The following is a 23,550-nucleotide window of genomic DNA, read 5'->3' on the forward strand; positions in this document are numbered from 1 at the left end:
ATGCCAATGTCAAAACCTGACAACCAGACCCGTCTGGATGATTTCCTGCCCTATTTGCTTTCGGTAACTTCGAACGCGGTCAGCAACCGTATAGCAGCGGAATATTTCTCCCGCTTTGGCCTGAAGATCACCGAATGGCGGATCATGGCCGTGTTGGGCGATAAAGACAGCGCGACGCAGCGCGAATTGACCGACCTGACCCTGATGGACAAGGTCGCCGTTAACCGCGCTTGCAAATCGTTGGAAGACCAATCGCTGGCCAGCCGCATTCCAAATGAAAACGACGGTCGTTCGCATCACCTCGAACTGACCGGGGAAGGCCGCGCGATGCACAGCGAAATCATGCCGCTGGCACTGGACATGGAAAGCCGGCTTTTCTCTGCGCTCAGCGATACTGAACAGACGCAGTTCAAAGCGCTTCTGGCGCGCATAAAAAAACAGGCGGGCGAATTCACCAGCAACAGCTGACAGAACTCGCCCACCTTGTTTCAGGCGGAACCTGCGTTCGCTTTTTTACTGGCCCGGTTTGGCCGCGAAAGCATCGCTGATCGAACAGGCCGCGGGACCCAGGATCACGATAAAGAGCACCGGCAGGATAAACAGGATCAATGGAATGGTCATAATGGCCGGAAGGCGTGCGGCCTTTTCTTCGGCGCGCATCATCCGTTCGTTACGGAATTCGGCCGATAATACGCGCAACGCAGATGCCAGCGGCGTACCATACCGCTCTGTCTGGATCATGGTTGTCACCACACCTTTTACAGCGTCGAGATTGACGCGGTACGCAAGGTTGGAAAAGGCGATCTTGCGCTCTGTCAGAAATGACAATTCAATCGCGGTTAGCGCAAATTCGTCGCCCAGTTCGGGATATGCCCGGCCCAGTTCCTTTGCCACGCGGTTGAATGCGGCATCAACGGTCAGACCGGCCTCTGCGCAGATGACGAGCAGGTCGAGTGCGTCAGGCAAACCTTTGCGAATTTCATTGGTTCGTTTGGTTGCCTTGTTTTTAAGGTAGATTTCCGGGCCCTTGTAACCCAGTCCGACCATGACGGCGAAGCCCATGAACCGTTTGAAATTGCCCCATTCGGGGAAGAAGTCAGAAACATAGAATACCAGAAAGCCCAGAAGTCCGAGGACAATTGGCAGAACCAGCCGCGCAAAAATGACCAGCACGGCCAGTTCCCTGTTGCGATAGCCGGCCCATGCGACCTTTTGCTGGATCAGGTCGATCTGGCTCTGTTGCAGAACTTTGAGGCCTGACAGCGTGTCCTTCACCTTGTCGGTCGTGCGCGTTTTGCGAACCAGACTGGCACGTTTTTTCGCGCTGGATGTCACAATACCTGCCTTCAGCTCGTCGCGCCGCTCGTTCAGAGCTTTCACGCGGCTTGCCATAGGGTCGCGAACCGTGATCGCAGCGTAAATGGCAGCGAGTACTGCAAGCGCGGCGATGCCAACCAGAATTGTGCCGATAAAGACGACGTCGAATCCGAGCAGCGTGGGGCCGGGCGGTTGATTAATCATGATAAGTGCCTGTCCTCGCTTAAATTTCGAAACTGACCATTTTGGCCATGATGAATGCGCCGAGCGACATCCACACCATCCCGCCCAAGCCCGTGACAATCAGGCGATCATCTTCAAAGAAGCCGCCGACATATTCGGGGTTGATCCACCAGATCATGCCAAAAACAATGAATGGAAGCGAACCGACGATGTAGGCAGATGCCTTCGATTCCGAACTCATGGCGCGGATCTTCAGCTTCATTTGCGACCGTTTCCGCAACACATCCGCCAGGTTGGACAACGTCTCAGCCAGGTTGCCGCCCGTCTCGCGTTGTATGGCCAGCGTGATTACGAAGAAGTTGAATTCGGGAATCCCAAGCCTGTCCGCCGTTTCCTGAAGCGATTCGTCCATGGTCCGACCGATTTTGATACGCTGGACGATGCCTTTGAATTCTTCGCCAACCGGCCCGTCGATTTCGGTCGAAACAATTCCGAGCGTCTCGGTCACGGGAAGGCCGGAGCGGAGTCCGCGCACGAGCAGTTCGATGGCATCGGGAAATTTCGCGTTGAATTTGTTTGTCCGCCGATTCATTGCCATGTTGACGACAAAGTGGGGAATACCGGCGCCAAATACGGCGCCAACGCCGAGGGACAGCAATGCCGCGCCAGAACGCATGTACATAATGATGGTGAAGGCCAGCATTATGCCAAGCGAAGCGTAGAGATACTGTGTCAGCGTCCAGCCTTTTCCTGTACGGTCCAGCCGTATGGCAAGCGCTTCGGCGCGCGATCCCGACCCGGCAACCGCACGCATTTTGGGTTTGCGCGATGCGATGGCTTTCTTCAGCTGCGATTCAACCTTCGTATCCGTGCTTTCGGAATGGCGATAGCGCATCTGCTGCAGCCTGCGCTGGCCTTCCTTGCCGGCAGATGGACCCGCGAACGCAGTGTAACCAAGGACCATGATGGCCATCAGTCCGCCTGCGATCAGCAATAGCTGTAAAATCGTCATGCCTTGGGTCTCGCTCTTTCTGGCCTGGCTGAACGCTGGGATGAATGGGCAGGGTGCCGGCCATCATGCCGGCACCCTGCCAAGTTCATCAGGCGTCAGCAGGTGCCTTTTCCTTCTTCGCAAGCAGCGACTTCAGATCGAAGCTGCCAAGCAGCGACTTCTTCTGTGGCTGGTTGCCCTCGTCATCTTCGACCGAAACACCGATGACAGCTTGGGCAATTTTCTTGATTTCACCACCGGCCTTGGATGACCGGTTGGCATCGGCGAATGTCTGACCCAGCTTTGCAGCATTGGATGCAGCCTTGACGTCATAAGGGACGGTGAAGTCGATCTTGCGCTCGATCGAAGCCTCGAAATCGGACTTGCTGATTTCGGTGCTGCCGGATTGAACCTTGTTCGCAACGATCACCGGTTTTGCATGCGGAGCATTTGTCCTGAGCCATGCAAGAATGCGGATCGTGTCACGGGCAGAAGCCAGCGTCATTTCCGTGGCCAGTATCACGACATTCACATCGTTGAGCAGATGCGGGAAATTGATCAGCATATTGCGCGGCATATCGATAACGGTCATTTCGAATGCCTGGCGAAATTCCTCCTCAAGTTGGAGAAATGCGGAACCATCGGTCATTAGTGGTGCATTGATGGGCGCCTCTGCCGACAGAATGGCCAGATTGTCATTCGCACGGATCATCGCACGTTCGATAAACAGGCCGTCAATCCGGCTTGGGTTGTCGATTGCATCGGTCAGGCCCCGGCCCGGCTCCAGATCAAGCGACAATGCGCCCGTTCCGAAGTGGACGTCGAGATCCAGCAATGCGGTCGGCATCGCGTGGTCAGTGCTGAACAGCCATGCCAGCGAAGTGGCGAGCGTGGATGCACCCACGCCTCCGCGGGTTCCCACGACTGCTGTCGATATGTGTTTCTTGACAGTCGATTGATCGCTCGACTTAGGAGCGGCAAATACTGCCTGCGCCTGCGTCAAAGCGTCACGAATCTGACCGGCCGCGAGCGGTTTGAGCAGATAATCGTGAATGCCGCTCGACAACAGATCGCGGTACAGGCGTACGTCATTCACCTGGCCGACGGCAATAACCACCGTTCCGGGTTCGCAGACTTCTGCCAGCGCGTTGATGTCGTTCAACGGATCGCCGCTTTCGGACAGATCAACCATCAGAATATTCGGGCTCGCGCTGACTGACAAGGATTGCACGGCGTTGCGCAGGCCGCCTTTGTTGCATTTTTCCGGCTGCCAGCCCATTTCGATGGCGACCGGGCGCAAAACGTCCAGTGCTGCTTCATCACAAATATAGGCTGCGAACGGATCGCGGTTTCCGGTCGAACCGGGTTTCCAAGGAGCATTCATGGCTTAGCTTCCCTCGCTGGAGCTGGTTTGTTTCAGGCCGCCCTGACCGGTCGGTGCCTGCTGGCGATAGGTGTCGATTGCTTTGGTCGAAGTCATTATGACTGTTTCTCCGGTACCCTCTGCACCCTTGAGAAGGTGCTCGGGATCGGCGACCATTGCGGCCATGTTGCCATTGATGGCGCAGCCATATCCGGGATAGGTCGCATTGCCGTAGTTCAGGTCGGATTTGGCATCCCAGTTAGGGCAATTAGGTACAGACGCGCTCGACCGGGTAACAACGACGCGGGAGTAGCCCGGATCGACAAAGCCCTGCGTCACCGGGGCGCCTTCGCTGATCAGCAAACCATGGCGCGACGCGATTGCCTGGACAACTTCGCGCGTTGCGCTGCTGGCCATGGGGTCATCGATTGCAATCCGGTCACCGTAGCCAAGGTCCATGGCTTCGAACCAGCCGGCAAGCCGGCGCTGTTCGGTCACCGAAAGCCCGCCTGCTCCCGACTGCAGATCAAGGGTGTAATTTGTCCGCGTGACAACCGGCTGGTTGACGCTTTCGATACCCCGTTCGGTCGGCGACTGCGCGCAGGCACCCAGGGCCAGGCCCAGAGAAATTGCGAACGCGGTCGCGGCTTTACGTTTAATAGCGATCATCGTGGTCACCTTTCCCATTAAAAGCTGAAGCCGGGCGTGGCTGATTTGGCCGAAGCCGTGCGATCTTTTTTGCCGTCCTTGGCGGCAGCGCGGCGATCGCTTTTGCTTCCTTGTGCGGGAAGCATGGCAGCGGGATCGATCCGGCTAACCGACGGCGGCGGCGCATCTGCGGGCGCAGCCGTTGGTTTGGGCCGGTCGCCGCCAGTGATGCCGTCATTTTCCTTGAAGCCGAACAGACGTTCTGCCTCGTTGGGTGACTGGTATCCATCGGTCGGCAATTTGATGTCGTTGGCATTGACCGGTTTGACCAGATAAGGCGTAACCACAATTACCAGCTCGGTTTCGCCCTTGCGGAACGAGGTCGAGCGGAACAGATTGCCAAGGATCGGCACATCACCAAGGCCCGGGGCCTTGTCGATGGTGTTCTGCGCATTGTTGGACATCAGGCCGGCAATCATGAAACTTTGACCCGAGCCAAGTTCTACCGTCGTTTCGGCGCGGCGGATCGTCAGGGCGGGGATCTGGAACCCGTTGAGCGTCACAGCACCCTGGCTCGAAAGCTCGGATACTTCTGGACGCACGCGGATCGAAATCCGGCCATTGGCCAGAACTGTCGGCGTGTAAGCCAGGCTGACACCGTATTTCCGGTATTCGATTGCCGTTGTGCCAAGCCCCTGACTGATCGGGATCGGGAATTCGCCGCCGGCAAGGAAGTCGGCAGTTTCGCCCGAAAGAGCGGTCAGGTTAGGTTGTGAAAGCGTGGTGACCAGACCAACCCGTTCAGCAAGATCGAAAGCGCTGGCCACATCCATGCCGAACAGCTTGCCCGCAGCACTCAGTGCTGTCTGGGCGGCGTTGCGGGTAAAGTCGTATTGCGCGCCGCCAACGACGAACTTTCCGGTAACCGGATCGAACGGAAGGCTGACCGACCCGGGAGGCAGGCCAAGCTGGGCCGACGCATCTAGTTGGGGCAGATTGCCGGTATCGATATCGCTGATATTCACGAAATCGCGGCCGGTCTGGACGCCGAAAGTGAAGCCGCCGCTTTGATCGCGCGTGGCAAGGTTGGAACCAATTTCGCGAACCAGCGAACGGCTGACCTCGGCAAAGCGGACTTGCAGGTTGACCTGCAAAGGCGTGGCTGTTTTCAGGCGGCTGATTACGTTTGCGTCGCCGCCCACGAATGCGGACACCAGTCGTTCGGCCTCAGCTGCGTCCTCAGGTGCAGAAACCGTTCCGGTCAGCAAAACAGTGTTTGTTCCCATGGTGGAAACCGATACTTGTGCGCCGGGCATGGCCAGGGCGAGCATTTGATCCACGCTGTCGAGGTTTGATCCCACACGAATGTTGGCTGACCAGATAATATCGCCAGCAGCATTGCTGGCATAGACAGTTGTTTCACCGCCGGCCTTGCCGAAAACGTACAACTGCCGCTGTGATTTCACCTGAACATCGGCAACCGCTTCGTTGGCGACGAAAATGTCGGCCATCGAACCAGGCACAGTGACAAGTTGACCGCGACCGATCGACAGGACGAGATCCTGATTAGGGCTGCGAATTGACTGCGCGTTGGCTGCATCGGTTGGAAGACCGGCGAGCGGCGCTATCGCGATGCTGGCGAGCAGCGTGGTTGCAAACAGGCGTTTCATTGACTTGCCCCTCTGGGTCTTGCTGGCAATCTTGCCGGTAACTTGGGCGAAGATGGTCATCTCAGTTCCTTCCCACGCTGACTTCGGTGGTCTGTTTGCCGCGGGTCACACGGACCATCGGTCCGCGGCTGACAGGCGGTGCACTGACAGTTGCCGGTGCACCGATTGCAGCGGGCATGGCGGTGACCACCTGCGCCTCGGGTTGTTTGTTCGCAGGGATAGTGCTGCGCTGGAAACGCGACACATCACCGCCTGTTACATAAGTCGAACGCGCATCATTCGGGCGCGACATCGCGGCCTGCAGAATGGCTTCTTCCTCTTCCTTGGTGGCACCTTCCGGAACGTTTACCTCGCCAGCGGCGATTGCACGTTCCAGTTCAACCTGGCTGTCAGCGAGCGAACGAAGCGACAGACTGAGTGTACCGATTGTCTGGGCTACGGCGATTTTTTCAGCGATGCGCGGCGTTGCTTCCAGCGTAACCGTGCGGAAGGCGCGGACCACGGTTTTGCCGTTGACGACTTCCTGTTCGGTGGATTGGTCGGTTGCCAGGACGCGCAAATTGCGCAGCACGGTTTCCGACGCCTTGAGCGATTTGTCGCCTTCACCCTTGACCGTCTGGGTCAGGACGAGATCGATCCGGTCACCCGGGAAGACAAAGCCGGCAACGCCGGTCTTGGCAGATACCGGGACAGTGACGGCGCGCATGCCCGGGCCGAGTGCCGCGGCCAGAAATCCCCGGTCGCCGGGGCGAACAAGCGAGCCGTGCGTGATCGGCTCGCCGGCAGTAATCTGATGACGAACGACTGTGCCCATCAGTTTGGACATATCGGCTTCACCATCGACGAAATAGGCATCCTGGACCATTTCTTCCGGCCATTGCTGGAAGCTGATCGAGTCAGCGGTGATGATTGTGCCGATTGGCAGGGCACGCTGCGCTACAAGGACTTTGGGCCCCTGCGGTGTCGCTGCCGCCTCCACTTGCGGAGCGGATGCTCCTGCGAACATACTCCGGGCGGCCATGGCCGTACCGATCGCAATGATCAGCGCCCCCAGCAGTAATACCAGCTTTTTCCTGTCCATGGCCGTAAAGCCCCCTCAAGTTCTTCGGCCCCTTGCCGAAATTGGATTGATGCTCCGTCTAGGAGCAAAGTGGTTAAGATCGGGTTCACCCCAATGTCGCGGCACCTGCCGTTGCGATGGGAAGATAGTGAAAACCAAGCACCCAGAAGCCCCCGGCTGCGATTGCCACACCGTACGGGATGGCGACCTTGTCGCGCTGGCGGCGGGCGATATGGTATCCGCCGATAACAATCGTCAGAACGCCGCCCACCAGCGCCATCACCATCAGAAGTGTAAGAAATGAACTGGGAGAAACCCACAGTGCGAGCGCAGTCAGCAGCTTGACATCTCCGCCGCCCATGGCGCCGAATGCGAATAATGTCGCAAAAACTGCGAAGGCGAGCACGGCAACGCCAAGCTGCATCGCAATTTCAGGCCAAAGCGAAAACCCGCTGGCCCACCAGAAGAGAGGCGCGCCCACGGCAATAGAAAGGTTGAGCCAATTATCGATCTGGCGCCGCTGGATATCGGTGATTGCCGCAATCAGCAGCGCAATTGCCAATGCGATAAGCAGTCCGTATTGGAAATATTCAACCAGCATTTTGGCCCCCAAGTGTCCCTTGGAAAGCAGTGCTACAGGTCATGGCTTACCAAATAGTAACCAACGGCAGGAGGATCGTATTAGCCAAACAGGAGAAGCTCATACTAACCCTATTGACCGGAGAACGATTCCGGAGGGCGTGAGCGAAAGCATGTGGCGTGCCGAGGATGGGCACCAGATCCGGCGTATCGACTGGCCGCAGCGCACTGAAGATGTGCGCGGGTCGTTGTTATTTTTTCCTGGCCGCGGGGATAATTACGAAAAATATCTGGAATCGCTCGAAGAATGGTCACGGCTTGGTTGGCGTGTCACAGCGGCTGACTGGCGCGGCCAGGCAGGATCGGGCAGGCTTGGCGATGATCCGGTGACCGGACATATCGACGATTTCGAAACCTGGCTGCGCGATCTCGGCGCACTTTGGAAGCTGTGGAAGTCTGAACGTTCCGGGCCGCATGTTTTAGCAGGCCATTCGATGGGTGGTCATCTCGTTCTGCGCGGATTGGCTGAAAAATACGTCGATCCCGACGCGCTCGTGCTGTCTGCACCCATGCTCGGGTTTATCGGCAAAATCCCGCTTTCGGTCATGCATGGCGGATCCCGTCTCTTGGCGAAGGTCAAGGGAGCGACCACCCCGGCATGGAAATGGAGCGAAAAACCCGGTGAAGTACCAGCCGGGAGGCAGGATCTGCTGACGCATGACGATGATCGCTATGCTGACGAGTTGTTCTGGCGGAAAGAGCGCGCTGAACTGGTTATGGGACCGGGCAGCTGGGGCTGGGTGGAAAGGTCCTATGCCTCGACCAGAGCATTGTTTGTCGGCGGTCTGCTTGAATCGGTCAAAACTCCGGTGCTGATTGTCGCCACGACAAACGACAAGCTGGTTGCGTTTGACGCTATCACCGATGCCGCAGCCCGTTTGCCAAACAGCGAAGTGCTGCGGTTTGGCGAGGAAGCGCATCATGAAATATTACGAGAGGTCGATGCGGTTCGTACTCGCGCGATGGAGGGAATAACGCGTTTTCTCGACCGGGTCGCGCCTCCCCAAGCCTGATCGATGAGCAAATATTTCGACATCGCGATTGTCGGCGCGGGGATCGCCGGATCGTCTCTGGCCGCGGAACTTGCAAGGCAGGGCTCGCTTGTGGTGCTCGAGGGGGAAAGCGCGCCGGGCTACCATTCGACGGGGCGTTCGGCTGCTTTCTGGGAAGAATGTTACGGCGGACCGGAGATCGTTCCGTTGACGCTGGCTTCGGGCGAATATCTGCGCGATGGCGGTTTTCTTACCGAGCGCGGCGCGCTTTACGCAGGGCGCGATGAGGATGCCGGTAAGCTGGATGAATTCATGGCACGCTTTGAAAACAGCGGTGCGCAGCTGGAACGTATTGATAGAGCACGGCTGGCTGCCATTTTGCCTGGCGTTAAGCCCGCCTGGACCGATGCGATCTGGGAACCAGCTTGCGCAGATATTGATGTCGCGGCTCTACACGCCCATTTTCTTTCGCGCGCAACACGCGGCGGGGCGGTAATCCAGACCAATGCGCGGCTTGTGTCGGCAGCGCAACGGACCGGCGGATGGGACCTGACCTGTGTGGATGGCAGCCGGTTTGCTGCGGGTATTCTGGTCAATGCAGCAGGGGCCTGGGCGGATCAGGTTGCTGCGATGGCAGGTGTGAAACCTGTCGGAATTACGCCTTATTTGCGTACTGTGGCCCAATTGCGAACCGATCCTGCCCCCGATCCCGCACAGCCGCTGGTGCTGGATATTTCAGGGCGGTTCTATTTCAAGCCGGAAAGTGGCCGCGTGTGGTTGTCGCCGCACGATGAAGAACCTTCACCCCCTTGTGATGTTGCTGCAGGCGAGCTCGGCGTTGCGACTGCCATCGCGCAATTCGAAAAAGTGGTTGATTGGCGGATTGAGGCAGTGGAGCGCAAATGGGCGGGGTTGCGCAGTTTTGCCCCAGACAGAATGCCGGTGTTTGGCTTCGATCCGGATGTGAGCGGGTTCTTCTGGTTTGCCGGTCAGGGCGGTTTCGGCATCCAGACATCTCCCGCTGCTGCTGCGGGCGCATATGAATTGCTTACGGGCGATCAACTGACCGGGCGAACTTCGGGTGTCGATATGGCCCGCTATTCTCCTGCCCGATTCATGTCGTAACTCTAGCCAGAGGCCGCCTGTTTGTTACAGTGACGGTCTTTCTGTCATTTAATGAGGAGAACCATCCATGGCGCACCATTTCAAGATCAAGAAAAACAAGGCCGGCGAATTCGTGGCCTATTTCATGTACAATACGGAAACTGTCTTCTGGACAGAAGGCTATGCCAGCAAATCAGGCGCGATCAATGCCATTGAATCGGTCAAGAAAAACGGACCGGACGCGCCTACTACAGACGAAAGCTAGCACTATTCATCTTCGGCAGCGACGCGCGCTGCCTCGTCCGCCGCATCGCTGGCCAGAATATCTGCTCGTTCATTTTCGGGGTGGCCGTTATGTCCTTTGACCCAGTGCCATTCTATCTCGTGCCGCGCAGCCGCTTCGATCAGGTCGTGCCATAAATCCGTATTGCGAACCGGTTTTTTCGCAGCAGTCTTCCAGCCGCGTTTCTGCCAGCCAACGACCCAGCGGGTCATCCCGTCGAGGACATATTTGCTGTCGGAATAGAGATCGACCCTGCATGGCTCGATCAGCGCATTCAACGCCGCTACGGCCGCCAACAATTCCATCCGGTTGTTGGTTGTCTCCGGATCGCCGCCCGATAATTCTTTTTCGTGGCGGCCCATGCGCAAGATCGCGCCCCAGCCTCCGGGCCCTGGATTTCCCTTGCAGGAACCGTCCGTATATATTTCCACATGTTTCATATCAGGCGAACGCTTTAGATCCCAATTGCGAATATTGCGATAACCGGTGCACGAATTCCATCGGATCCTTGCGCGACACCATGGCATCGTCCGGGATTTCGAGCCAGTCACTGCTACGCGAAGCAATAAATCTCAAACAGGCCCCCTGCGCCAGCAATGGCAAGCTTTGGTGTTCCTCGGCAGTTAAGGTGCGGACGGATTCGTACCCGGCAATCATGGCTTTCGAGACATCGGGATCGAATTGCGTACCATCCCTGCCAAAACACCATGCAGCATGGGTAACCGCAAGATCGTAAGCTGCAGCGCCGGTACAGGCGAAGTAAAAATCGATGATTCCCGAAACCTCGTCGTCCAGCATCAGCACATTGTCCGGAAACAGATCGGAATGGATGATGGTTTGGGGCAGGGCGCCGGGCCAGCGGGCCTGCACATCGCGCGCTTTCCCAATCATGTCGGGCAACAGCGCATCGATGCCAGCCAGCTTTTCCGCGCCGCAGTTTTCCAGCGTCGTCACCCATTCGGCAGGTCCCAATGAATTGCTGCGCGACTGCCCGAAATCCGCTGCCGCGATGTGCATTTGCGCCAATGCGCAGCCGACAGCGCGCGCTTGCGAAGGGTTTGGCTGATCAGGGGAAATTCCCGGCAAAAACTCGATCAGCGCAACCGCTTTCCCGCCGACAAGGCGGGATGCTGAACCTTCACGGTCGTGAATTGTCCGCGGAACCGGGCAATTTGCTTCGGCGAGGTGATCGAGCAGGCCGAGAAAGAACGGCAAATCATGCAGATCGATGCGGCGTTCGTACATCGTCAGTATATACCGGCCCGAACCGGTTTCGATCAGCCAGTTGCTATTCGATACGCCTTCGGCAATTCCCTTGGCCGAGCGCAGCGTACCGACGTCGTAATGAGCAATCAGTTTGGCCAGTTCCACGGCACCAAGATGGGTATAAACCGCCAAGAGCGGGCTTCAATCGACGAGCTGGCGAGGCAGTTTAAAAACCATTTTTTCCTCTGTGGTCACTAACGTGCGCTCGTTGACCGTCCGGAATTCAGCCAACCGGTCAACAACTTCGCGCACCAGTGTCTCGGGCGCGGATGCCCCTGCGGTCAAACCGACCGTGCCGACACCTTCAAGCCACGCAGGATCGACATCAGCGCCTCTTTGCACCAGTTTTGCAGGTGTGCCGCAACGTTCGGCAACCTCGACCAGCCGCACAGAATTGGATGAGTTGGTTGCGCCGATCACCAATACCAGATCGCAGCTTGGCGCAATGTCCTTCACGGCTGCTTGCCGGTTCGAGGTCGCGTAGCAAATATCTTCCGCTTTGGGACCGACAATCTGCGGGTAGCGTTGTTTGAGAGCTTCGACGATCCGCCCGGTATCATCGACCGAGAGCGTTGTCTGCGTCAGAAATGCCAACGCATCGTCCTGTGTAAAGGCGAGCGTGGAGACGTCTTCTTCGGTTTCCACCAGCGTCATTGCGCCGTCGGGCACTTGCCCGAATGTGCCGATGACTTCGGGATGCCCCTTGTGGCCGATAAAAATGATGTGCCGGTTGGCTTCGATCTGGCGCTCCGCCTGCCGGTGTACCTTGCTTACCAGCGGACAAGTGGCGTCAAGGTATTCAAGCCCGCGCCGCTGCGCCTCGTCAGGAACGGATTTGGGCACGCCGTGCGCGCTGAAAACGACATGCGCGTCATCCGGAACCTCGTCCAGTTCCTCGACGAAGATCGCCCCCTTTTCGCGCAGACCATCCACGACATATTTGTTGTGCACAATCTCGTGCCGCACATACACCGGCGCCCCGTAGAGCTCCAGCGATCGCTCGACTATCTCGATCGCCCGGTCCACGCCGGCACAAAAACCGCGAGGAGCGGCGATCAGTAGAGTGATAGCGGGCTTTTGCGTGCCGCGATTCGTGTCTTGCAAGGGGGCGTTCATAACCGTGCCTCTAGCGCTTTGCTGCGGGCCAAGCTAGGGCTTCGCGCCAAGCAGTTTCAAGTCGAGGACCTACCCCATGAATGCTCCCCTCCGTATTGCCTCTTCAATGGCACTGGTCACGATGTTGGCCGCTTGCAGTGGCTCCGGCGACATTGTCGTTGATGAAGGGGTCGGGATTACGGCGCTCCGCACGGTTTGTCCGGCTGTCGGCGTTCCCGACTATACGGGCGATATCACGACTTTCCGCGGCGGCGATACGACTGCCGCCGCGATCGATGTCAGTGCGGCATTGACCAATGTTCGCAGCACCTGCGACGATACCGGTGCCAAGATTTACACCAATGCGACATTCGACGTGCTTGCGCGGCGGACCGACACCCGCGGCGCCCGCCGGGTCGAACTGCCGTTCTTCTCCACCGTACTGCGCGGCAACACGGCGGTTGTCAGCAAACGCATCGGAACCGTGGTAATCGACTTTGCCGATGGCCAGGAACGCGCACAGGGCAGCGGAACCGCTGGCGCTTTCGTTGACCGTGAAGCATCCACCCTGCCTGACGAGATCCGCCGCGAAATCACGCGCAAGCGCGAGGCCGGAGATGAGGATGCCGCGCTGGATCCCTTGTCCAAACCGGAAGTGCGGGCCGCACTTTCGCGGGCAACGTTCGAAGTTTTGGTCGGTTTCCAGCTTAACGAACAGCAATTCGCCTACAACGTTACGCGGTAAGGCGCTTTTCTAGCTGGCGCAAAGAGGGTAGGCGCGCGCCATGTCTGAAAATCTTCCCTTGCACGCCGCTTTTGCGGTTCACGTCAACGATGCGCTCGACCGGCTTGAGGCGGCCGGAATCCTGCCCGCCGCGACAATGCGGACCAATGTTGCTGTAGAACCGCCGCGTGACCCCTCGCATGGCGATTTGTCCACCAACGCCGCGATGGTTCTGGCCAAACCGGCAAAGAGCAATCCGCGCGCACTGGCTGAAGCGCTGGTGGCCGAGCTTTGCAAAATACCGACCATTGAAAGCGCCGAAATTGCTGGCCCCGGGTTCATCAATATGCGCCTTGCCGAAAGTGCATGGCGCGATGAAATCCGTGTCATCGCGGCGCAGGGTTCCGATTATGGCCGTTCGGCTATTGGCGGCGGTTCCACGGTCAATGTCGAATATGTATCGACCAACCCCACCGGCCCGATGCACATGGGGCATTGCCGCGGTGCCGTGGTCGGTGATGCGTTAGCCAGCCTGTTAGAATATGCCGGGCACAAGGTCATCCGCGAATATTACGTCAATGACGCAGGCGGTCAGGTCGATGTGCTCGCGCGGTCGGCCCATTTGAGGTACCGCGAAGCGTTGGGCGACGATATTGGCGCCATACCCGAAGGGCTTTATCCGGGCGAGTATCTGGTCAGCGTCGGGCAATCGCTTGCGAGTGAATTCGGCGACCGGTTCAAGGATGAGGCAGAACCCGACTGGCTGCCCATTTTCCGCGCCCATTCAGTCGATGCGATGATGACGATGATCAAGTCCGATCTCGCTCTGCTCGGCATCCATCACGATGTGTTTTCGTCAGAGGCAGCGTTGCAAGCGGCTGGCAAGCCCGAAGCCGCAGAGGCCTGGCTCCGGCAGCACGATCTTGTCTATGACGGCGTGCTCGAAGCGCCCAAAGGCAAGACGCCGCCAGAAGACTGGGAACCTGTGGAGTTGCCGCTGTTCCGTTCGACCAAATTCGGTGACGATCAGGATCGCCCGATCAAAAAGAGCGACGGCAAGTGGACGTATTTCGGCGCCGATCTCGCATATCATATGCAGAAGGCCGAGACAGCGGATGCACTGATCGACATCTGGGGAGCCGATCATGCCGGCACGGTGAAGCGTATCAAAGCTGCAGTTGCCGCGCTTGCACAAGGTGAAGGCAAGTCGATCCCGTTCGATGTGAAGCTGGTCCAGATGGTCCAGTTGATGCGTGACGGCGAACCGCTCAAAATGTCCAAACGCTCGGGCAATTTCGTCACTTTGGCCGAAACTGTCGAAGAAGTCGGTAAAGATGTCGTGCGCTTCACCATGCTGACGCGCAAGCCTGAAGCGCAGATGGAATTTGATTTCGCCAAAGTCGTCGAAACCTCCAAGGATAACCCCGTATTCTATGTCCAATACGCCCACGCGCGCATTTCATCGACCTTGCGAAAGGCGGCAGCAGAAGGGCTGAAGCCTGATGCAGACGGTGTCGATTTACTCGGCAGCGCGGAATTGGCGATGGTGCACCAGGCGGCCCAGTTCCCGCGGATCGTCGAAGCCGCCGCCGCGGCCCGCGAACCGCACCGGATCGCGTTCTTTCTCTATGAACTGGCAGGCGCGCTTCATACGTACTGGAACGCCGGGAATGACGACCCTGAAAAACGGTTCATTCTGGCACATAATCCCGCGCTTACGGGTGGAAGGCTTTTCCTCGCGTCGCAAATCGGGCAGGTTATCCGCAATGGTCTCGCGCTGATGGGCGTGGAGGCGGTCGAGGAGCTTTGAGTATGATGGCGATGGATCCGCGCGAAATCGACGAGAACGGTAATCCGGTTGAACCGGATACGGAAGACTACGTCGAAGAATTTGAAACGGATCCGGACCCGGGGGCAGACCAGTTGAACCTCGCGGAGGAAGACGAAAGTCTGCCGTGGCTGGAATCGTCCGATTACGAAGATGAAAATGACGGTGTCGGCGCGGGCCGGATGGTTGCGTTCACCGCTCTTGGACTGGCGGCGCTGGCGCTGCTGATTTGGGGGATCTGGTGGGCCAGTAACCGCCAGCAGGCATCGGATATACCCGCAGACGGCAGCACCATCGCGGCCCCTGAAGGTGATTATAAGGAAAAGCCTGACAATCCCGGCGGCAAACAGTTCGAGGGAACCGGCGATAGCAGTTTCGCCCGCGGCGAGGGTCAGACGCGCGAGGGCCGCCTGGCCGAAAAGGCTGTGGCAAAGCCCAGCATCGATGCGGCCACTCCTGGCAACACCGGCGCTTCGGCGGGCACAGCGGGTGCCAAGCCTTCCCCCGCGGCAACAAGCGGCGGCTATGTCGTGCAGGTCGCCGCATTGTCCACAAAGGCGGCAGCTGAAAGGGGCTGGACGGATCTGACCGGCCGGACCGACACCCTTAAAGGCCAGAAATATCAGATCGTGGAAGGCCAGTCCGATATTGGCAAAGTGTTCCGCGTGCAGGTTGTCGCCGGCAACAAGGCTGCGGCTGATCGCATTTGCGCGGGTCTGAAATCGGATGGTCTTCCCTGTACAGTCAAGAAGAACTGATTTTTGCACATATGCGGGGCGCGCGCGCCTTGCGAACCCCCCGCAATGCTGCGATTTAAGCTGGATATGACGCCAGCGATATTCGGAATTGCCGGACCGGCCCTGTCCGCGGACGAGCGGGACTTCTTCCGTGACGCCCGGCCAGCCGGCTACATTTTGTTTGGCCGCAACTGCGAAACGCGCGAGCAATTGCGCGCATTGACGGATTCGCTGCGCAACTTGCATGGCTGCGACAGATTATTGATATCGATCGATCAGGAAGGTGGCAGGGTAGCGCGGATGCGGCCTCCCGAATGGTCGCAATTTCCCGCCGGCGAAATATTCGATAACTTATACCAAATTGCACCCGCTTCCGCGATCGAAGCGGCGCGAGTGAATTCGGAAGCCATGGGCCTTGAACTGGCAGAAGCGGGCATCACCGTCGATTACCATGCCCCTTTTGACGTGCGCCGCCCGGAAACGGACGCTGCAATTGGCGACCGGGCTCTGGGCAGCACGCCCATGCAGGTCGCCGCCTTGGGGCGCGCAGTGCTCGACGGTTTAGCCAGATCCGGGGTAATCGGATGTCTCAAACATATGCCCGGGCACGGACGCGCGACTGCCGATAGCCATTATGATTTGCCAGTGGTTGACGCCAGTGCAGCGGATCTGGAAGCCGACATCGAACCATTCCGGGCATTGTCAGGTGCGGCAATCGGGATGAGCGCGCATATCCGCTACACGGCGTGGGACGCCGATAATCCCGCAACCCTGTCACCCTTTGTCATTGACGAGATAATTCGCGGGAAGATCGGATTCGATGGCTTGCTGCTGACCGACGATATCGACATGCAGGCGTTAAACGGGACAGTGCCGGAACGCGCTGTTCTCGCGCTCGCGGCAGGCTGCGACATCGTCCTCAATTGCTGGGCTAAGATAGCGGACATGGAAGGCATCGTACGCAGCTGTCCGCAAATCAGCGCGCGCGCGCGCGAACGCCTGGATGCCGCGATGAACAGTGTGTCAGCGGCGGAGCCTAGCGACATTGGCGAATTGTTGGCCAAGCGCGATGCGCTGCTGGCGGCCGCTGGAGTGTCAGCTTGACCGACACGGGGCTCCTGTTCGCGAAGGGGGGGGGAGACAATTCCGGCTGGGCAGGTCCGGCGAAAGCAGAAAGCGAAAGCACCTCGCTTTATCTCGAGCTTGACGGTTGGGAAGGGCCGCTTGATCTGCTGCTCGATCTCGCGCGGCGACAAAAAGTCGATTTGCGGTCAATTTCGATATTGGAGCTGGTCGATCAATATCTCGTATATATCGACCGTGCCGGCGCGTTGAAGCTGGAGCTTGCTGCCGATTATCTGGTGATGGCGGCGTGGCTCGCGTTCCTTAAATCGTCGCTGCTTTTGCCAAGGGACGAACAAGAACAACCGGGCCCGGAAGAGCTTGCCCTGCGCCTCCAGCTACGGCTCGCCAGATTGGGCGCGATGCGCGAGGCGGCAGCACGTCTGATGGGCCGCAACCGTCAGGGGCGGGACGTGTTCGTGCGCGGCGCACCCGAAGGGCTGCGAATCGATCGCAAACACTTGTGGCAATGCGAATGGTTCGACGTGATACAGGCTTACAGCCAGGTCAATGCGCGCACGGCGCCGGCCATACACATGGTCCGCGAACGGCCGGTCATGACGTTGGACAGCGCTTTGGAAAGAGTGTCCGCAATGCTCGGCGTTACGCTGGACTGGATGAACATCGTAGAATTCTTGCCGCCCCATGCCGCACCCGGTCTGCGTAAATCGGCACTGGCATCCAGCTTTGTCGCGGCTTTGGAACTTGCCCGGACCGGCAAGGCAGAGCTTGCTCAAGACACTATTTTTGGCGAGCTCAGGCTGCGGCGGATACCCGCATGAACGAGCTTGAACGAGCCGTCGAAGCCACCTTGTTTGCATCCAGCGAGCCAATGGCGGTGGACACGCTCGCGAGGCACCTGGGCGATGCCGACGCCAGCGCGGTTCGCGGGGCGCTGGCAAAGTTGGCCGATACGTATTCGCAGCGCGGTATCAACCTGGTTGAACGCGGCAAACGCTGGCATTTTGAAACGGCCAGCGATCTTGCACATCTGTTGCGGCGCGAACAGGATCAGGTCCGCCGATTGTCACGCGCCGGAACCGAAGTGCTGGCAATTATCGCGTATCACGAACCGGTCAGCCGCGCCGAAATCGAATCCATCCGCGGTGTGCAAACGGCAAAAGGCACGCTGGATATTCTGCTTGAGGCTGGCTGGGTGCGTGTCGCCGGACGCCGCGAAGTTCCCGGAAGACCCGTCGTCTATGCCACTACACCGGAATTTCTCGATCATTTCGGACTTCAATCACGGCGTGATTTGCCCGGTATCGAAGAATTGAAAGCTGCCGGATTGCTGGATCCTGTCGATAATGCCTATGACGATATGATTGGAGCAGACGACAGCGAATTTTCGGGTGTGGAGGCTGACGCACAGGTTGGCCAGACAGGCGCGGCAAAAGAAAACAACATCTGAAATCGCAGTTCGCTGGCAATGATCACGCGAACCACCTATATTGCGATAGAACTCTAGTGAAAGAGAATTGAGCCATGGGACTGAGTGTCTGGCAATTGCTGATCGTCGCCGTTGTTATTCTGGTCTTGTTCGGTCGCGGCAAGATTTCGGAAATGATGGGTGAATTCGGTAAAGGTATCAAGAGCTTCAAAAGCGGGATGGCTGAAGAGGCCGATGAAAAGCCTGTCGATCCCGCGGCCCGTCTGGAAGGTCCGGCACCCCCCGCGAGCGCAAAGAACGATACCAAAAGCACCCATCGCACTGACTGACGAACCAAGAGCCGCACCGCGCCATGTTTGATATCGGTGCCTCCGAATTATTGCTGCTGGTGGTGGTCGCGGTGCTGGTGATCGGGCCAAAAGATATGCCTCTCGCCCTGCGAACTGCAGGCAAGTGGATGGGCAAGATACGCCGGGTTTCCGGACACTTTCGCGCCGGCATCGATACCATGATCCGCGAGGCGGAAATGGAAGAGCACGAGCAAAAGTGGAAAGAACGCAACGCCAAGATAATGGCGCAAACACCGGCGGGCGAAATGGGACCTTTGCCTGACGACGTCTGGGATCCCGAACCCTCCGCCAGCACCGGTGCCGAAGGAGCAGTTGTCCCGCAAGAAGATGGTCAGGCAGACCTGCATGAAAGTGACGATCGCCAGTCGCGCGCCGGAAATGCCGATGAACCGCCGCTTCCTTTCGGCAAGCCGGACTAGGGGGCCGGGCAATAAATCATGGCATTCAGCATCAAGGATATAGATGACAGTCAGGCGCCGTTGCTCGATCACCTGATCGAATTGCGCGGGCGGCTGGTGCGGGCTGTGCTGGCTCTGCTCGTTGCCTTTGGCGTGTGCCTGTATTTTGCTGACGAGATCTTCGGATATCTTGTCAGACCGCTGACCGCTGCATTCCCGCAAGGGGAGGGGCGGTTGGTCTATACCAAGCTCTACGAAGCGTTCTTCGTGGAGGTCAAGGTGGCATTATTTGCCGGTTTTTTTCTGAGCTTCCCGATCATCGCAAACCAGCTTTGGGCGTTCGTCGCCCCGGGTATGTATGCAAAGGAAAAAAAGGCTTTCCTGCCTTTCCTGATCGCCACTCCGATCCTTTTCACGCTCGGCGCTTCATTGGCGTATTTTGTTGTGATGCCCACTGCATTCCGGTGGTTTCTGGGGTTTGAAGGCGACCGCGGCGGGCTCAATATGGAGGCGCTGCCGGCCACGGGTGATTATCTGTCGCTAGTCATGCAGTTCATTTTGGCGTTTGGAATCAGTTTCCTGCTTCCCGTTCTGCTGCTCCTGCTCAACCGCGCGGGGATCGTGACGCGCAGTCAATTGCTGGCTGCGCGGCGATATATCATAGTCGCCATTGTTGCCGTGGCGGCCATTATCACCCCGCCTGACGTGATTTCGCAAGTCATGCTCGCGATACCGATCATGTTGCTGTTCGAAGGTTCGCTTGCGCTGATGTGGTTCAGCGATCGCAAGAAAGCGAAATCCGCCGTGCAGTCCGGCGTTGAAGGCGACGAAACGCTTTAACAAGGTGTGCTGGCAAGCGATGTACGCGCCATGCTTTCAAACGGGATTTGCTGCAGACAAAAAAACGGGGCCATTTGGCCCCGCTTTCCAATTCAATCTGTCAAAAAGCGATTATGTGCTGACAGGCGTATCGTCATCGTTACCGGCGGCGACGATGATGCCGGCGATAATCGCTGCAGCAGCGAGAACGGCGAGGATAATTCCGCTGCCGCCTTCGAGGTTGCTCTTTTCAGCAGCCGGTGCCGAAGTACGATCTGAGTTAGCAGCCTGAGCCACTACTGGTGTAGCAATCAAGCTGAGTGCAGCAGCTGCTGCAGCCATGTTACGAATAGTCATTTTTGTCTCCTATTAGGACAACGCTTCAAAAACTTGGGAGTGCAATATGCGAAGGAGCCGATCGTTTCAACCCCTAAAGTGCTGGCATCGCGCTCAATTCAGGGGAAAAAATCGAACACCGCAGAAGCGTATCCCATTAACAACAGTAGGATTTCGCTTCAGCGCAATTCTTTCAAATCAATCAGGCGCTGGCAGGCTCATCATCGTCATCGTCGGCGATAATGAAAATTCCGGCGGCAATCGCGGCAACCGCCAGGGCCAGTAGCAGGAGGTTGTTGTTATTACCCCCCATTTCGCTGGCGGCACTTACCGGGGCTGCTGCACGTTGTGCGTCTGCAGCTTGTGCGACTGCCGGCAAAGCTGCAAGGCCAAGTGCAGCGATCGATGCAGTGAATTTAGAAAACATCATAATTCTTCTCCAGTGCCGCCAAGTTGCGAGTTGTCTGTACGCAAACCGGCAAGGTTTTTTCAAAGCATAACTTCTGGTAGCTTCATTGCAGGCAATTAAGTCGCTTTAGTTACGGACAGGTTAAATTGCACAGCCGGTGAGGCCCACAATCCATAACCGTGTCGCCTTAACGGGCATCGAGGTTCAAATGTTCCGATAAATGCGAAAATTCCTTGCGTCCGGCGATCCAGGTTTCAAGCACCCTCGTCTCGCGCAGATCAGCGGGTGACACCATCAGCGGATCGCGGTCCACAAATATAAAATCGGCCCACTCGCCCACCACAAGCCGCCCGAAACGCCCCTCGGCAAAGCCTGCAAAAGCGGCCCCCGCCGTATAGGCTTCCAAGGCCGCTTCGCGCGATACAGCTTCTTGCGGATACCATCCGCCATATGGCTGGCCATCGGCGTCCGTCCGGGTCGCCGCCGCTGCCAGACCTGCGAATGGATCAAGCTGTTCGACAGGTGCGTCAGTGCCAAAGGCCAGCCTTGCACCCGCGTCACTGATGCTCCGCCAGGCATAGGCACCCACCAGCCGCTGCGGATCAAGCCGCGCTTCTGCCATCGTCCTGTCAGAGGTTTGGTGAACCGGCTGCATCGATGCGATGATGCCAAACTTGCCGAACCTGGCGATGTCAGCCGGATCGACGATCTGCGCGTGTTCGATCCGCCACCGCCGGTCGCCGTTATATGTTTCCGACATTTCTTCGATAGCATTCAGCAGGTCGGCATTGGCCGCATCACCAATTGCGTGGACTGCCACCTGGAATTTATCGAGCGCGGCGCGGCTCATCATGTTGCGCAGTTGCACCGGACCCGTAACGGCCAGCCCGCGCTGTCCGGGTGCGTCGGCATAGTCCGCTTTCAATGCCGCGCCGCGTGAACCCAGCGCGCCATCGACATACAGTTTTACTCCATTGAGCCGCAGCCGGTCGCCATAGAGCCATGGTGTCGGGCCGGGGCCGCCGATCAGTGTCATTTGATCGGTGCCCGCCGCATAGGACATTATCCGCACGCGCAAACCGCCAAGGTCACCCGCACGGCGGAATGCCTGCCAGTCAAATATGTCTGTTCCCATGTCGGACATCGCCGTGACGCCATTTTTCAGCAACAGTTCCTGCGCTTTGCCCAGCGCTAAGTCATAATCTTCAGGCCGGCGTGCAGGTTGCTTGCTCGCGACCAGCCCCATAGCCTCGTCAACCAACACTCCGGAGGGCGCCTGCGATCCGGCAAGGCGTTCGATTCGCCCGCCAGCAGGGTCTTTGGTTGCGGCAACGACACCGCCTGCCTGCAAGGCCAAAGTATTGGCCCAGCCGGCATGTCCATCCACCCGGCGCAGCCATACCGGCCGGTCAGAAACAATGCCGTCAAGTTCTGCGGCTGTCGGGAACCGGCCAAGGCCCCAGACTTCCTGATTCCAGCCATTGCCGACAATCCAGGGCAGGTTCGGATTGGCTGCCGCATATTCGCCGATCATCGCCTGCGCTTCCGCGAGCGATCGGGTCCCCGAAAGATCAAGTGCCATCGCGCCAAACCCGATGCCCATAATATGCGCATGAGCATCGATCATGCCCGGCAGCATTACTTTTCCGCCGCCATCCAGCCGGAAATCTACCTTGTCAGGCGCTTTCTCGCGCCCATGCAGAACCTGTTTGATGCGGCCATCATCATCGAGGACCAGACCTGTAAAACGATCGATCTCGCCATTTTCGTCAATCGTGATACCCTGGATATTGTCGATATGCGTATCGGCGATAGCGGGCGCGGTTATTGCCGCTGCCGATATGGCCAAGGCTACTTTAATACCGAAATGTCTCAAATAGTTTCCCCTTTTGGCAGTCGTTTGATCAGCGCGCTGGTATCTTGCCGTCCACTGCCGGCTCTCTGCAACTCGGCGTAAAAGCTATCGACCATCTGCGTAACAGGGCTTTCGAGCCCCAGCCTGTCAGCCTCTGCCAGCGCATATTTCAAATCCTTGCGCATCCAGTCGATAGCAAAGCCGAAATCGAACTTGTCATCAACCATTGTCGGCCAGCGATTTTCCATTTGCCAGCTTTGCGCGGCGCCGCCTGAAATGGCCTCGAAAACCTTGTCGGTGTCCAGACCAGCCGCTTGCGATAATCGGATCGCTTCGCTCAAGCCGCCCAGAACGCCGGCAATGCACATTTGATTGGCCATCTTCGCCGTCTGGCCGGCGCCCGCACTGCCAACGTGCACGATGCGCGCGCCGTAAGCCGCCATGACCGGCTGCGCTCTGGCCATGGCTTTGGCGCTTCCGCCGCACATGATAGCCAGCTTCCCAGCCTCCGCCCCGGCCTGTCCGCCTGACACGGGCGCGTCTATCGCACCGATTCCGCGGCGGTCAGCCTCGAGTTCAACCCTACGCGCCATATCGGCAGATACGGTCGTGTGATCGATGATCAGCGCGCCTTCGTGCATGGCAGACAAAGCCCCGCGATCAGCCAGCAATACCTGTTCGGCATCCTGATCGTTACCGACACAGCTGATAACGATATCGGCGTTTCGGGCCGCCGATGCCGGTGCCGCGGCAATCGACGCGGTCAGCCCATCGCTCGACATTTTCGCCAGCCATTGTTGGGCACGCTCCGCTGTCCGGTTGTAAGCCGTCACCTGATAGCCGGCGCGAACCAGATGACCGGCCATCGGGGCGCCCATTACGCCAAGCCCCAGGAAGGCGATCTTGTCAGATTTGGACATAGATTGCTTGGTTAGGGCCAATTCGGGCCAAAGCAAGCCGCCAGCCGGCAA

Annotated in this window: 27 protein-coding genes; 13 read left to right on the top strand and 14 right to left on the bottom strand. The window is 58.1% G+C overall.

The features are described from left to right. The first annotated feature begins 6 nt into the window (after positions 1-6). On the top strand, positions 7-468 hold the full coding sequence (locus tag WFP06_RS03445) for a MarR family winged helix-turn-helix transcriptional regulator (RefSeq protein WP_336985848.1): 462 nt from the start codon (positions 7-9) through the stop codon (positions 466-468). Positions 469-513: 45 nt separating this feature from the next. Here the strand turns inward: WFP06_RS03445 and WFP06_RS03450 are convergent, their stop codons facing one another. The 7 genes from WFP06_RS03450 to WFP06_RS03480 form a co-directional block, all read right to left on the bottom strand. Continuing rightward, positions 514-1,521, bottom strand: a complete 1,008-nt coding sequence (locus WFP06_RS03450) for a type II secretion system F family protein (RefSeq protein ID WP_336985849.1) — start codon at positions 1,519-1,521, stop codon at positions 514-516. A 19-nt stretch (positions 1,522-1,540) separates the two neighbouring features. After that, on the bottom strand, positions 1,541-2,512 hold the full coding sequence (locus tag WFP06_RS03455) for a type II secretion system F family protein (protein ID WP_336985850.1): 972 nt from the start codon (positions 2,510-2,512) through the stop codon (positions 1,541-1,543). 88 nt (positions 2,513-2,600) lie between these two features. Then, positions 2,601-3,875 (bottom strand): pilus assembly protein CpaE, encoded by a 1,275-nt coding sequence (locus WFP06_RS03460; RefSeq protein WP_336985851.1) that lies wholly within the window; start codon positions 3,873-3,875, stop codon positions 2,601-2,603. A 3-nt stretch (positions 3,876-3,878) separates the two neighbouring features. After that, entirely contained in the window at positions 3,879-4,523 is a 645-nt protein-coding gene (locus WFP06_RS03465; protein WP_336985852.1) for a CpaD family pilus assembly protein, read from the bottom strand. A 17-nt stretch (positions 4,524-4,540) separates the two neighbouring features. Further along, on the bottom strand, positions 4,541-6,232 hold the full coding sequence (locus WFP06_RS03470; protein WP_419716212.1) for a type II and III secretion system protein family protein: 1,692 nt from the start codon (positions 6,230-6,232) through the stop codon (positions 4,541-4,543). A 1-nt stretch (position 6,233) separates the two neighbouring features. Then, entirely contained in the window at positions 6,234-7,253 is a 1,020-nt protein-coding gene (gene cpaB, locus WFP06_RS03475; protein WP_336985853.1) for a Flp pilus assembly protein CpaB, read from the bottom strand. An 85-nt stretch (positions 7,254-7,338) separates the two neighbouring features. Further along, positions 7,339-7,833 (bottom strand): A24 family peptidase, encoded by a 495-nt coding sequence (locus tag WFP06_RS03480; RefSeq protein ID WP_336985854.1) that lies wholly within the window; start codon positions 7,831-7,833, stop codon positions 7,339-7,341. A 151-nt stretch (positions 7,834-7,984) separates the two neighbouring features. On the opposite strand from WFP06_RS03480, the gene WFP06_RS03485 reads away from it, so the two are divergent. From WFP06_RS03485 to WFP06_RS03495, 3 genes are all read left to right on the top strand, one after another. Continuing rightward, positions 7,985-8,884, top strand: a complete 900-nt coding sequence (locus WFP06_RS03485; protein WP_336985855.1) for an alpha/beta hydrolase — start codon at positions 7,985-7,987, stop codon at positions 8,882-8,884. Positions 8,885-8,887: 3 nt separating this feature from the next. Then, the gene (locus WFP06_RS03490) at positions 8,888-9,988 is read left to right on the top strand and encodes an NAD(P)/FAD-dependent oxidoreductase (RefSeq protein WP_336985856.1); all 1,101 of its coding nucleotides are present in this window, start codon (positions 8,888-8,890) and stop codon (positions 9,986-9,988) included. A gap of 67 nt (positions 9,989-10,055) precedes the next feature. Continuing rightward, positions 10,056-10,232, top strand: a complete 177-nt coding sequence (locus tag WFP06_RS03495; protein WP_336985857.1) for a YegP family protein — start codon at positions 10,056-10,058, stop codon at positions 10,230-10,232. Between the two features lie 2 nt (positions 10,233-10,234). Here the strand turns inward: WFP06_RS03495 and rnhA are convergent, their stop codons facing one another. From rnhA to ispH, 3 genes are read right to left on the bottom strand one after another with little or no spacing between them, the layout of a single operon-like run. Further along, entirely contained in the window at positions 10,235-10,690 is a 456-nt protein-coding gene (rnhA, locus tag WFP06_RS03500) for a ribonuclease HI (protein WP_336985858.1), read from the bottom strand. A gap of 1 nt (position 10,691) precedes the next feature. Then, positions 10,692-11,648 (bottom strand): homoserine kinase, encoded by a 957-nt coding sequence (locus WFP06_RS03505; protein ID WP_336985859.1) that lies wholly within the window; start codon positions 11,646-11,648, stop codon positions 10,692-10,694. A gap of 9 nt (positions 11,649-11,657) precedes the next feature. Further along, positions 11,658-12,632, bottom strand: coding sequence for a 4-hydroxy-3-methylbut-2-enyl diphosphate reductase (gene ispH, locus WFP06_RS03510; RefSeq protein WP_336985860.1), 975 nt, complete (start codon positions 12,630-12,632; stop codon positions 11,658-11,660). Positions 12,633-12,708: 76 nt separating this feature from the next. On the opposite strand from ispH, the gene WFP06_RS03515 reads away from it, so the two are divergent. From WFP06_RS03515 to tatC, 9 genes are all read left to right on the top strand, one after another. Further along, the gene (locus WFP06_RS03515; protein ID WP_336985861.1) at positions 12,709-13,356 is read left to right on the top strand and encodes a hypothetical protein; all 648 of its coding nucleotides are present in this window, start codon (positions 12,709-12,711) and stop codon (positions 13,354-13,356) included. A 40-nt stretch (positions 13,357-13,396) separates the two neighbouring features. Next, positions 13,397-15,145, top strand: a complete 1,749-nt coding sequence (gene argS / locus WFP06_RS03520) for an arginine--tRNA ligase (protein ID WP_336985862.1) — start codon at positions 13,397-13,399, stop codon at positions 15,143-15,145. A gap of 2 nt (positions 15,146-15,147) precedes the next feature. Then, positions 15,148-15,921 (top strand): SPOR domain-containing protein, encoded by a 774-nt coding sequence (locus WFP06_RS03525; RefSeq protein ID WP_336985863.1) that lies wholly within the window; start codon positions 15,148-15,150, stop codon positions 15,919-15,921. A 66-nt stretch (positions 15,922-15,987) separates the two neighbouring features. Next, positions 15,988-17,004 carry a beta-N-acetylhexosaminidase gene (nagZ, locus tag WFP06_RS03530; protein ID WP_336987616.1) on the top strand — a complete coding sequence of 339 codons (1,017 nt, stop codon included), beginning with the start codon at positions 15,988-15,990 and terminating at the stop codon, positions 17,002-17,004. Further along, complete coding sequence (locus tag WFP06_RS03535) at positions 17,001-17,804, top strand: segregation and condensation protein A (RefSeq protein ID WP_336985864.1); 804 nt, start codon at positions 17,001-17,003, stop codon at positions 17,802-17,804. Before nagZ ends, WFP06_RS03535 begins: the two co-directional genes overlap by 4 nt. Continuing rightward, the gene (scpB, locus tag WFP06_RS03540) at positions 17,801-18,433 is read left to right on the top strand and encodes an SMC-Scp complex subunit ScpB (RefSeq protein ID WP_336985865.1); all 633 of its coding nucleotides are present in this window, start codon (positions 17,801-17,803) and stop codon (positions 18,431-18,433) included. The genes WFP06_RS03535 and scpB overlap by 4 nt, the downstream gene beginning before the upstream one ends. A 74-nt stretch (positions 18,434-18,507) precedes the next feature. After that, the gene (gene tatA / locus WFP06_RS03545; RefSeq protein WP_336985866.1) at positions 18,508-18,741 is read left to right on the top strand and encodes a twin-arginine translocase TatA/TatE family subunit; all 234 of its coding nucleotides are present in this window, start codon (positions 18,508-18,510) and stop codon (positions 18,739-18,741) included. Between the two features lie 23 nt (positions 18,742-18,764). Further along, complete coding sequence (tatB, locus tag WFP06_RS03550; protein WP_336985867.1) at positions 18,765-19,181, top strand: Sec-independent protein translocase protein TatB; 417 nt, start codon at positions 18,765-18,767, stop codon at positions 19,179-19,181. Between the two features lie 18 nt (positions 19,182-19,199). Beyond that, positions 19,200-20,000 (top strand): twin-arginine translocase subunit TatC, encoded by an 801-nt coding sequence (gene tatC, locus WFP06_RS03555; protein WP_336985868.1) that lies wholly within the window; start codon positions 19,200-19,202, stop codon positions 19,998-20,000. A 111-nt stretch (positions 20,001-20,111) separates the two neighbouring features. Here tatC and WFP06_RS03560 read toward each other — a convergent pair whose 3' ends face one another. From WFP06_RS03560 to WFP06_RS03575, 4 genes are all read right to left on the bottom strand, one after another. After that, complete coding sequence (locus WFP06_RS03560) at positions 20,112-20,336, bottom strand: hypothetical protein (RefSeq protein WP_336985869.1); 225 nt, start codon at positions 20,334-20,336, stop codon at positions 20,112-20,114. A gap of 181 nt (positions 20,337-20,517) precedes the next feature. Then, entirely contained in the window at positions 20,518-20,745 is a 228-nt protein-coding gene (locus WFP06_RS03565; RefSeq protein ID WP_336985870.1) for a hypothetical protein, read from the bottom strand. A 166-nt stretch (positions 20,746-20,911) separates the two neighbouring features. Continuing rightward, entirely contained in the window at positions 20,912-22,573 is a 1,662-nt protein-coding gene (locus WFP06_RS03570) for an amidohydrolase (protein WP_336985871.1), read from the bottom strand. Positions 22,574-22,596: 23 nt separating this feature from the next. Continuing rightward, positions 22,597-23,520 (bottom strand): NAD(P)-dependent oxidoreductase, encoded by a 924-nt coding sequence (locus WFP06_RS03575; RefSeq protein WP_336985872.1) that lies wholly within the window; start codon positions 23,518-23,520, stop codon positions 22,597-22,599. Positions 23,521-23,550: the final 30 nt, after the last annotated feature.

Source organism: Altererythrobacter aquiaggeris, assembly GCF_037154015.1.
Taxonomy (GTDB): Bacteria; Pseudomonadota; Alphaproteobacteria; order Sphingomonadales; family Sphingomonadaceae; genus Aestuarierythrobacter; species Aestuarierythrobacter aquiaggeris.

Excerpts from the sequence above, each read along its gene's own strand:
- rnhA (WP_336985858.1), bottom strand. The coding sequence starts at position 10,690 with ATGAAACATGTGGAAATATATACGGACGGTTCCTGCAAGGGAAATCCA.
- tatC (WP_336985868.1), top strand. The coding sequence starts at position 19,200 with ATGGCATTCAGCATCAAGGATATAGATGACAGTCAGGCGCCGTTGCTC.
- WFP06_RS03465 (WP_336985852.1), bottom strand. The coding sequence starts at position 4,523 with ATGATCGCTATTAAACGTAAAGCCGCGACCGCGTTCGCAATTTCTCTG.
- WFP06_RS03495 (WP_336985857.1), top strand. The coding sequence starts at position 10,056 with ATGGCGCACCATTTCAAGATCAAGAAAAACAAGGCCGGCGAATTCGTG.
- scpB (WP_336985865.1), top strand. The coding sequence starts at position 17,801 with ATGAACGAGCTTGAACGAGCCGTCGAAGCCACCTTGTTTGCATCCAGC.
- nagZ (WP_336987616.1), top strand. The coding sequence starts at position 15,988 with ATGACGCCAGCGATATTCGGAATTGCCGGACCGGCCCTGTCCGCGGAC.
- WFP06_RS03450 (WP_336985849.1), bottom strand. The coding sequence starts at position 1,521 with ATGATTAATCAACCGCCCGGCCCCACGCTGCTCGGATTCGACGTCGTC.
- WFP06_RS03490 (WP_336985856.1), top strand. The coding sequence starts at position 8,888 with ATGAGCAAATATTTCGACATCGCGATTGTCGGCGCGGGGATCGCCGGA.
- cpaB (WP_336985853.1), bottom strand. The coding sequence starts at position 7,253 with ATGGACAGGAAAAAGCTGGTATTACTGCTGGGGGCGCTGATCATTGCG.
- WFP06_RS03445 (WP_336985848.1), top strand. The coding sequence starts at position 7 with ATGTCAAAACCTGACAACCAGACCCGTCTGGATGATTTCCTGCCCTAT.
- WFP06_RS03455 (WP_336985850.1), bottom strand. The coding sequence starts at position 2,512 with ATGACGATTTTACAGCTATTGCTGATCGCAGGCGGACTGATGGCCATC.
- WFP06_RS03565 (WP_336985870.1), bottom strand. The coding sequence starts at position 20,745 with ATGATGTTTTCTAAATTCACTGCATCGATCGCTGCACTTGGCCTTGCA.
- WFP06_RS03525 (WP_336985863.1), top strand. The coding sequence starts at position 15,148 with ATGATGGCGATGGATCCGCGCGAAATCGACGAGAACGGTAATCCGGTT.
- tatA (WP_336985866.1), top strand. The coding sequence starts at position 18,508 with ATGGGACTGAGTGTCTGGCAATTGCTGATCGTCGCCGTTGTTATTCTG.
- WFP06_RS03560 (WP_336985869.1), bottom strand. The coding sequence starts at position 20,336 with ATGACTATTCGTAACATGGCTGCAGCAGCTGCTGCACTCAGCTTGATT.
- WFP06_RS03470 (WP_419716212.1), bottom strand. The coding sequence starts at position 6,232 with ATGACCATCTTCGCCCAAGTTACCGGCAAGATTGCCAGCAAGACCCAG.
- WFP06_RS03515 (WP_336985861.1), top strand. The coding sequence starts at position 12,709 with ATGAATGCTCCCCTCCGTATTGCCTCTTCAATGGCACTGGTCACGATG.
- tatB (WP_336985867.1), top strand. The coding sequence starts at position 18,765 with ATGTTTGATATCGGTGCCTCCGAATTATTGCTGCTGGTGGTGGTCGCG.
- WFP06_RS03485 (WP_336985855.1), top strand. The coding sequence starts at position 7,985 with ATGTGGCGTGCCGAGGATGGGCACCAGATCCGGCGTATCGACTGGCCG.
- ispH (WP_336985860.1), bottom strand. The coding sequence starts at position 12,632 with ATGAACGCCCCCTTGCAAGACACGAATCGCGGCACGCAAAAGCCCGCT.
- argS (WP_336985862.1), top strand. The coding sequence starts at position 13,397 with ATGTCTGAAAATCTTCCCTTGCACGCCGCTTTTGCGGTTCACGTCAAC.
- WFP06_RS03480 (WP_336985854.1), bottom strand. The coding sequence starts at position 7,833 with ATGCTGGTTGAATATTTCCAATACGGACTGCTTATCGCATTGGCAATT.
- WFP06_RS03460 (WP_336985851.1), bottom strand. The coding sequence starts at position 3,875 with ATGAATGCTCCTTGGAAACCCGGTTCGACCGGAAACCGCGATCCGTTC.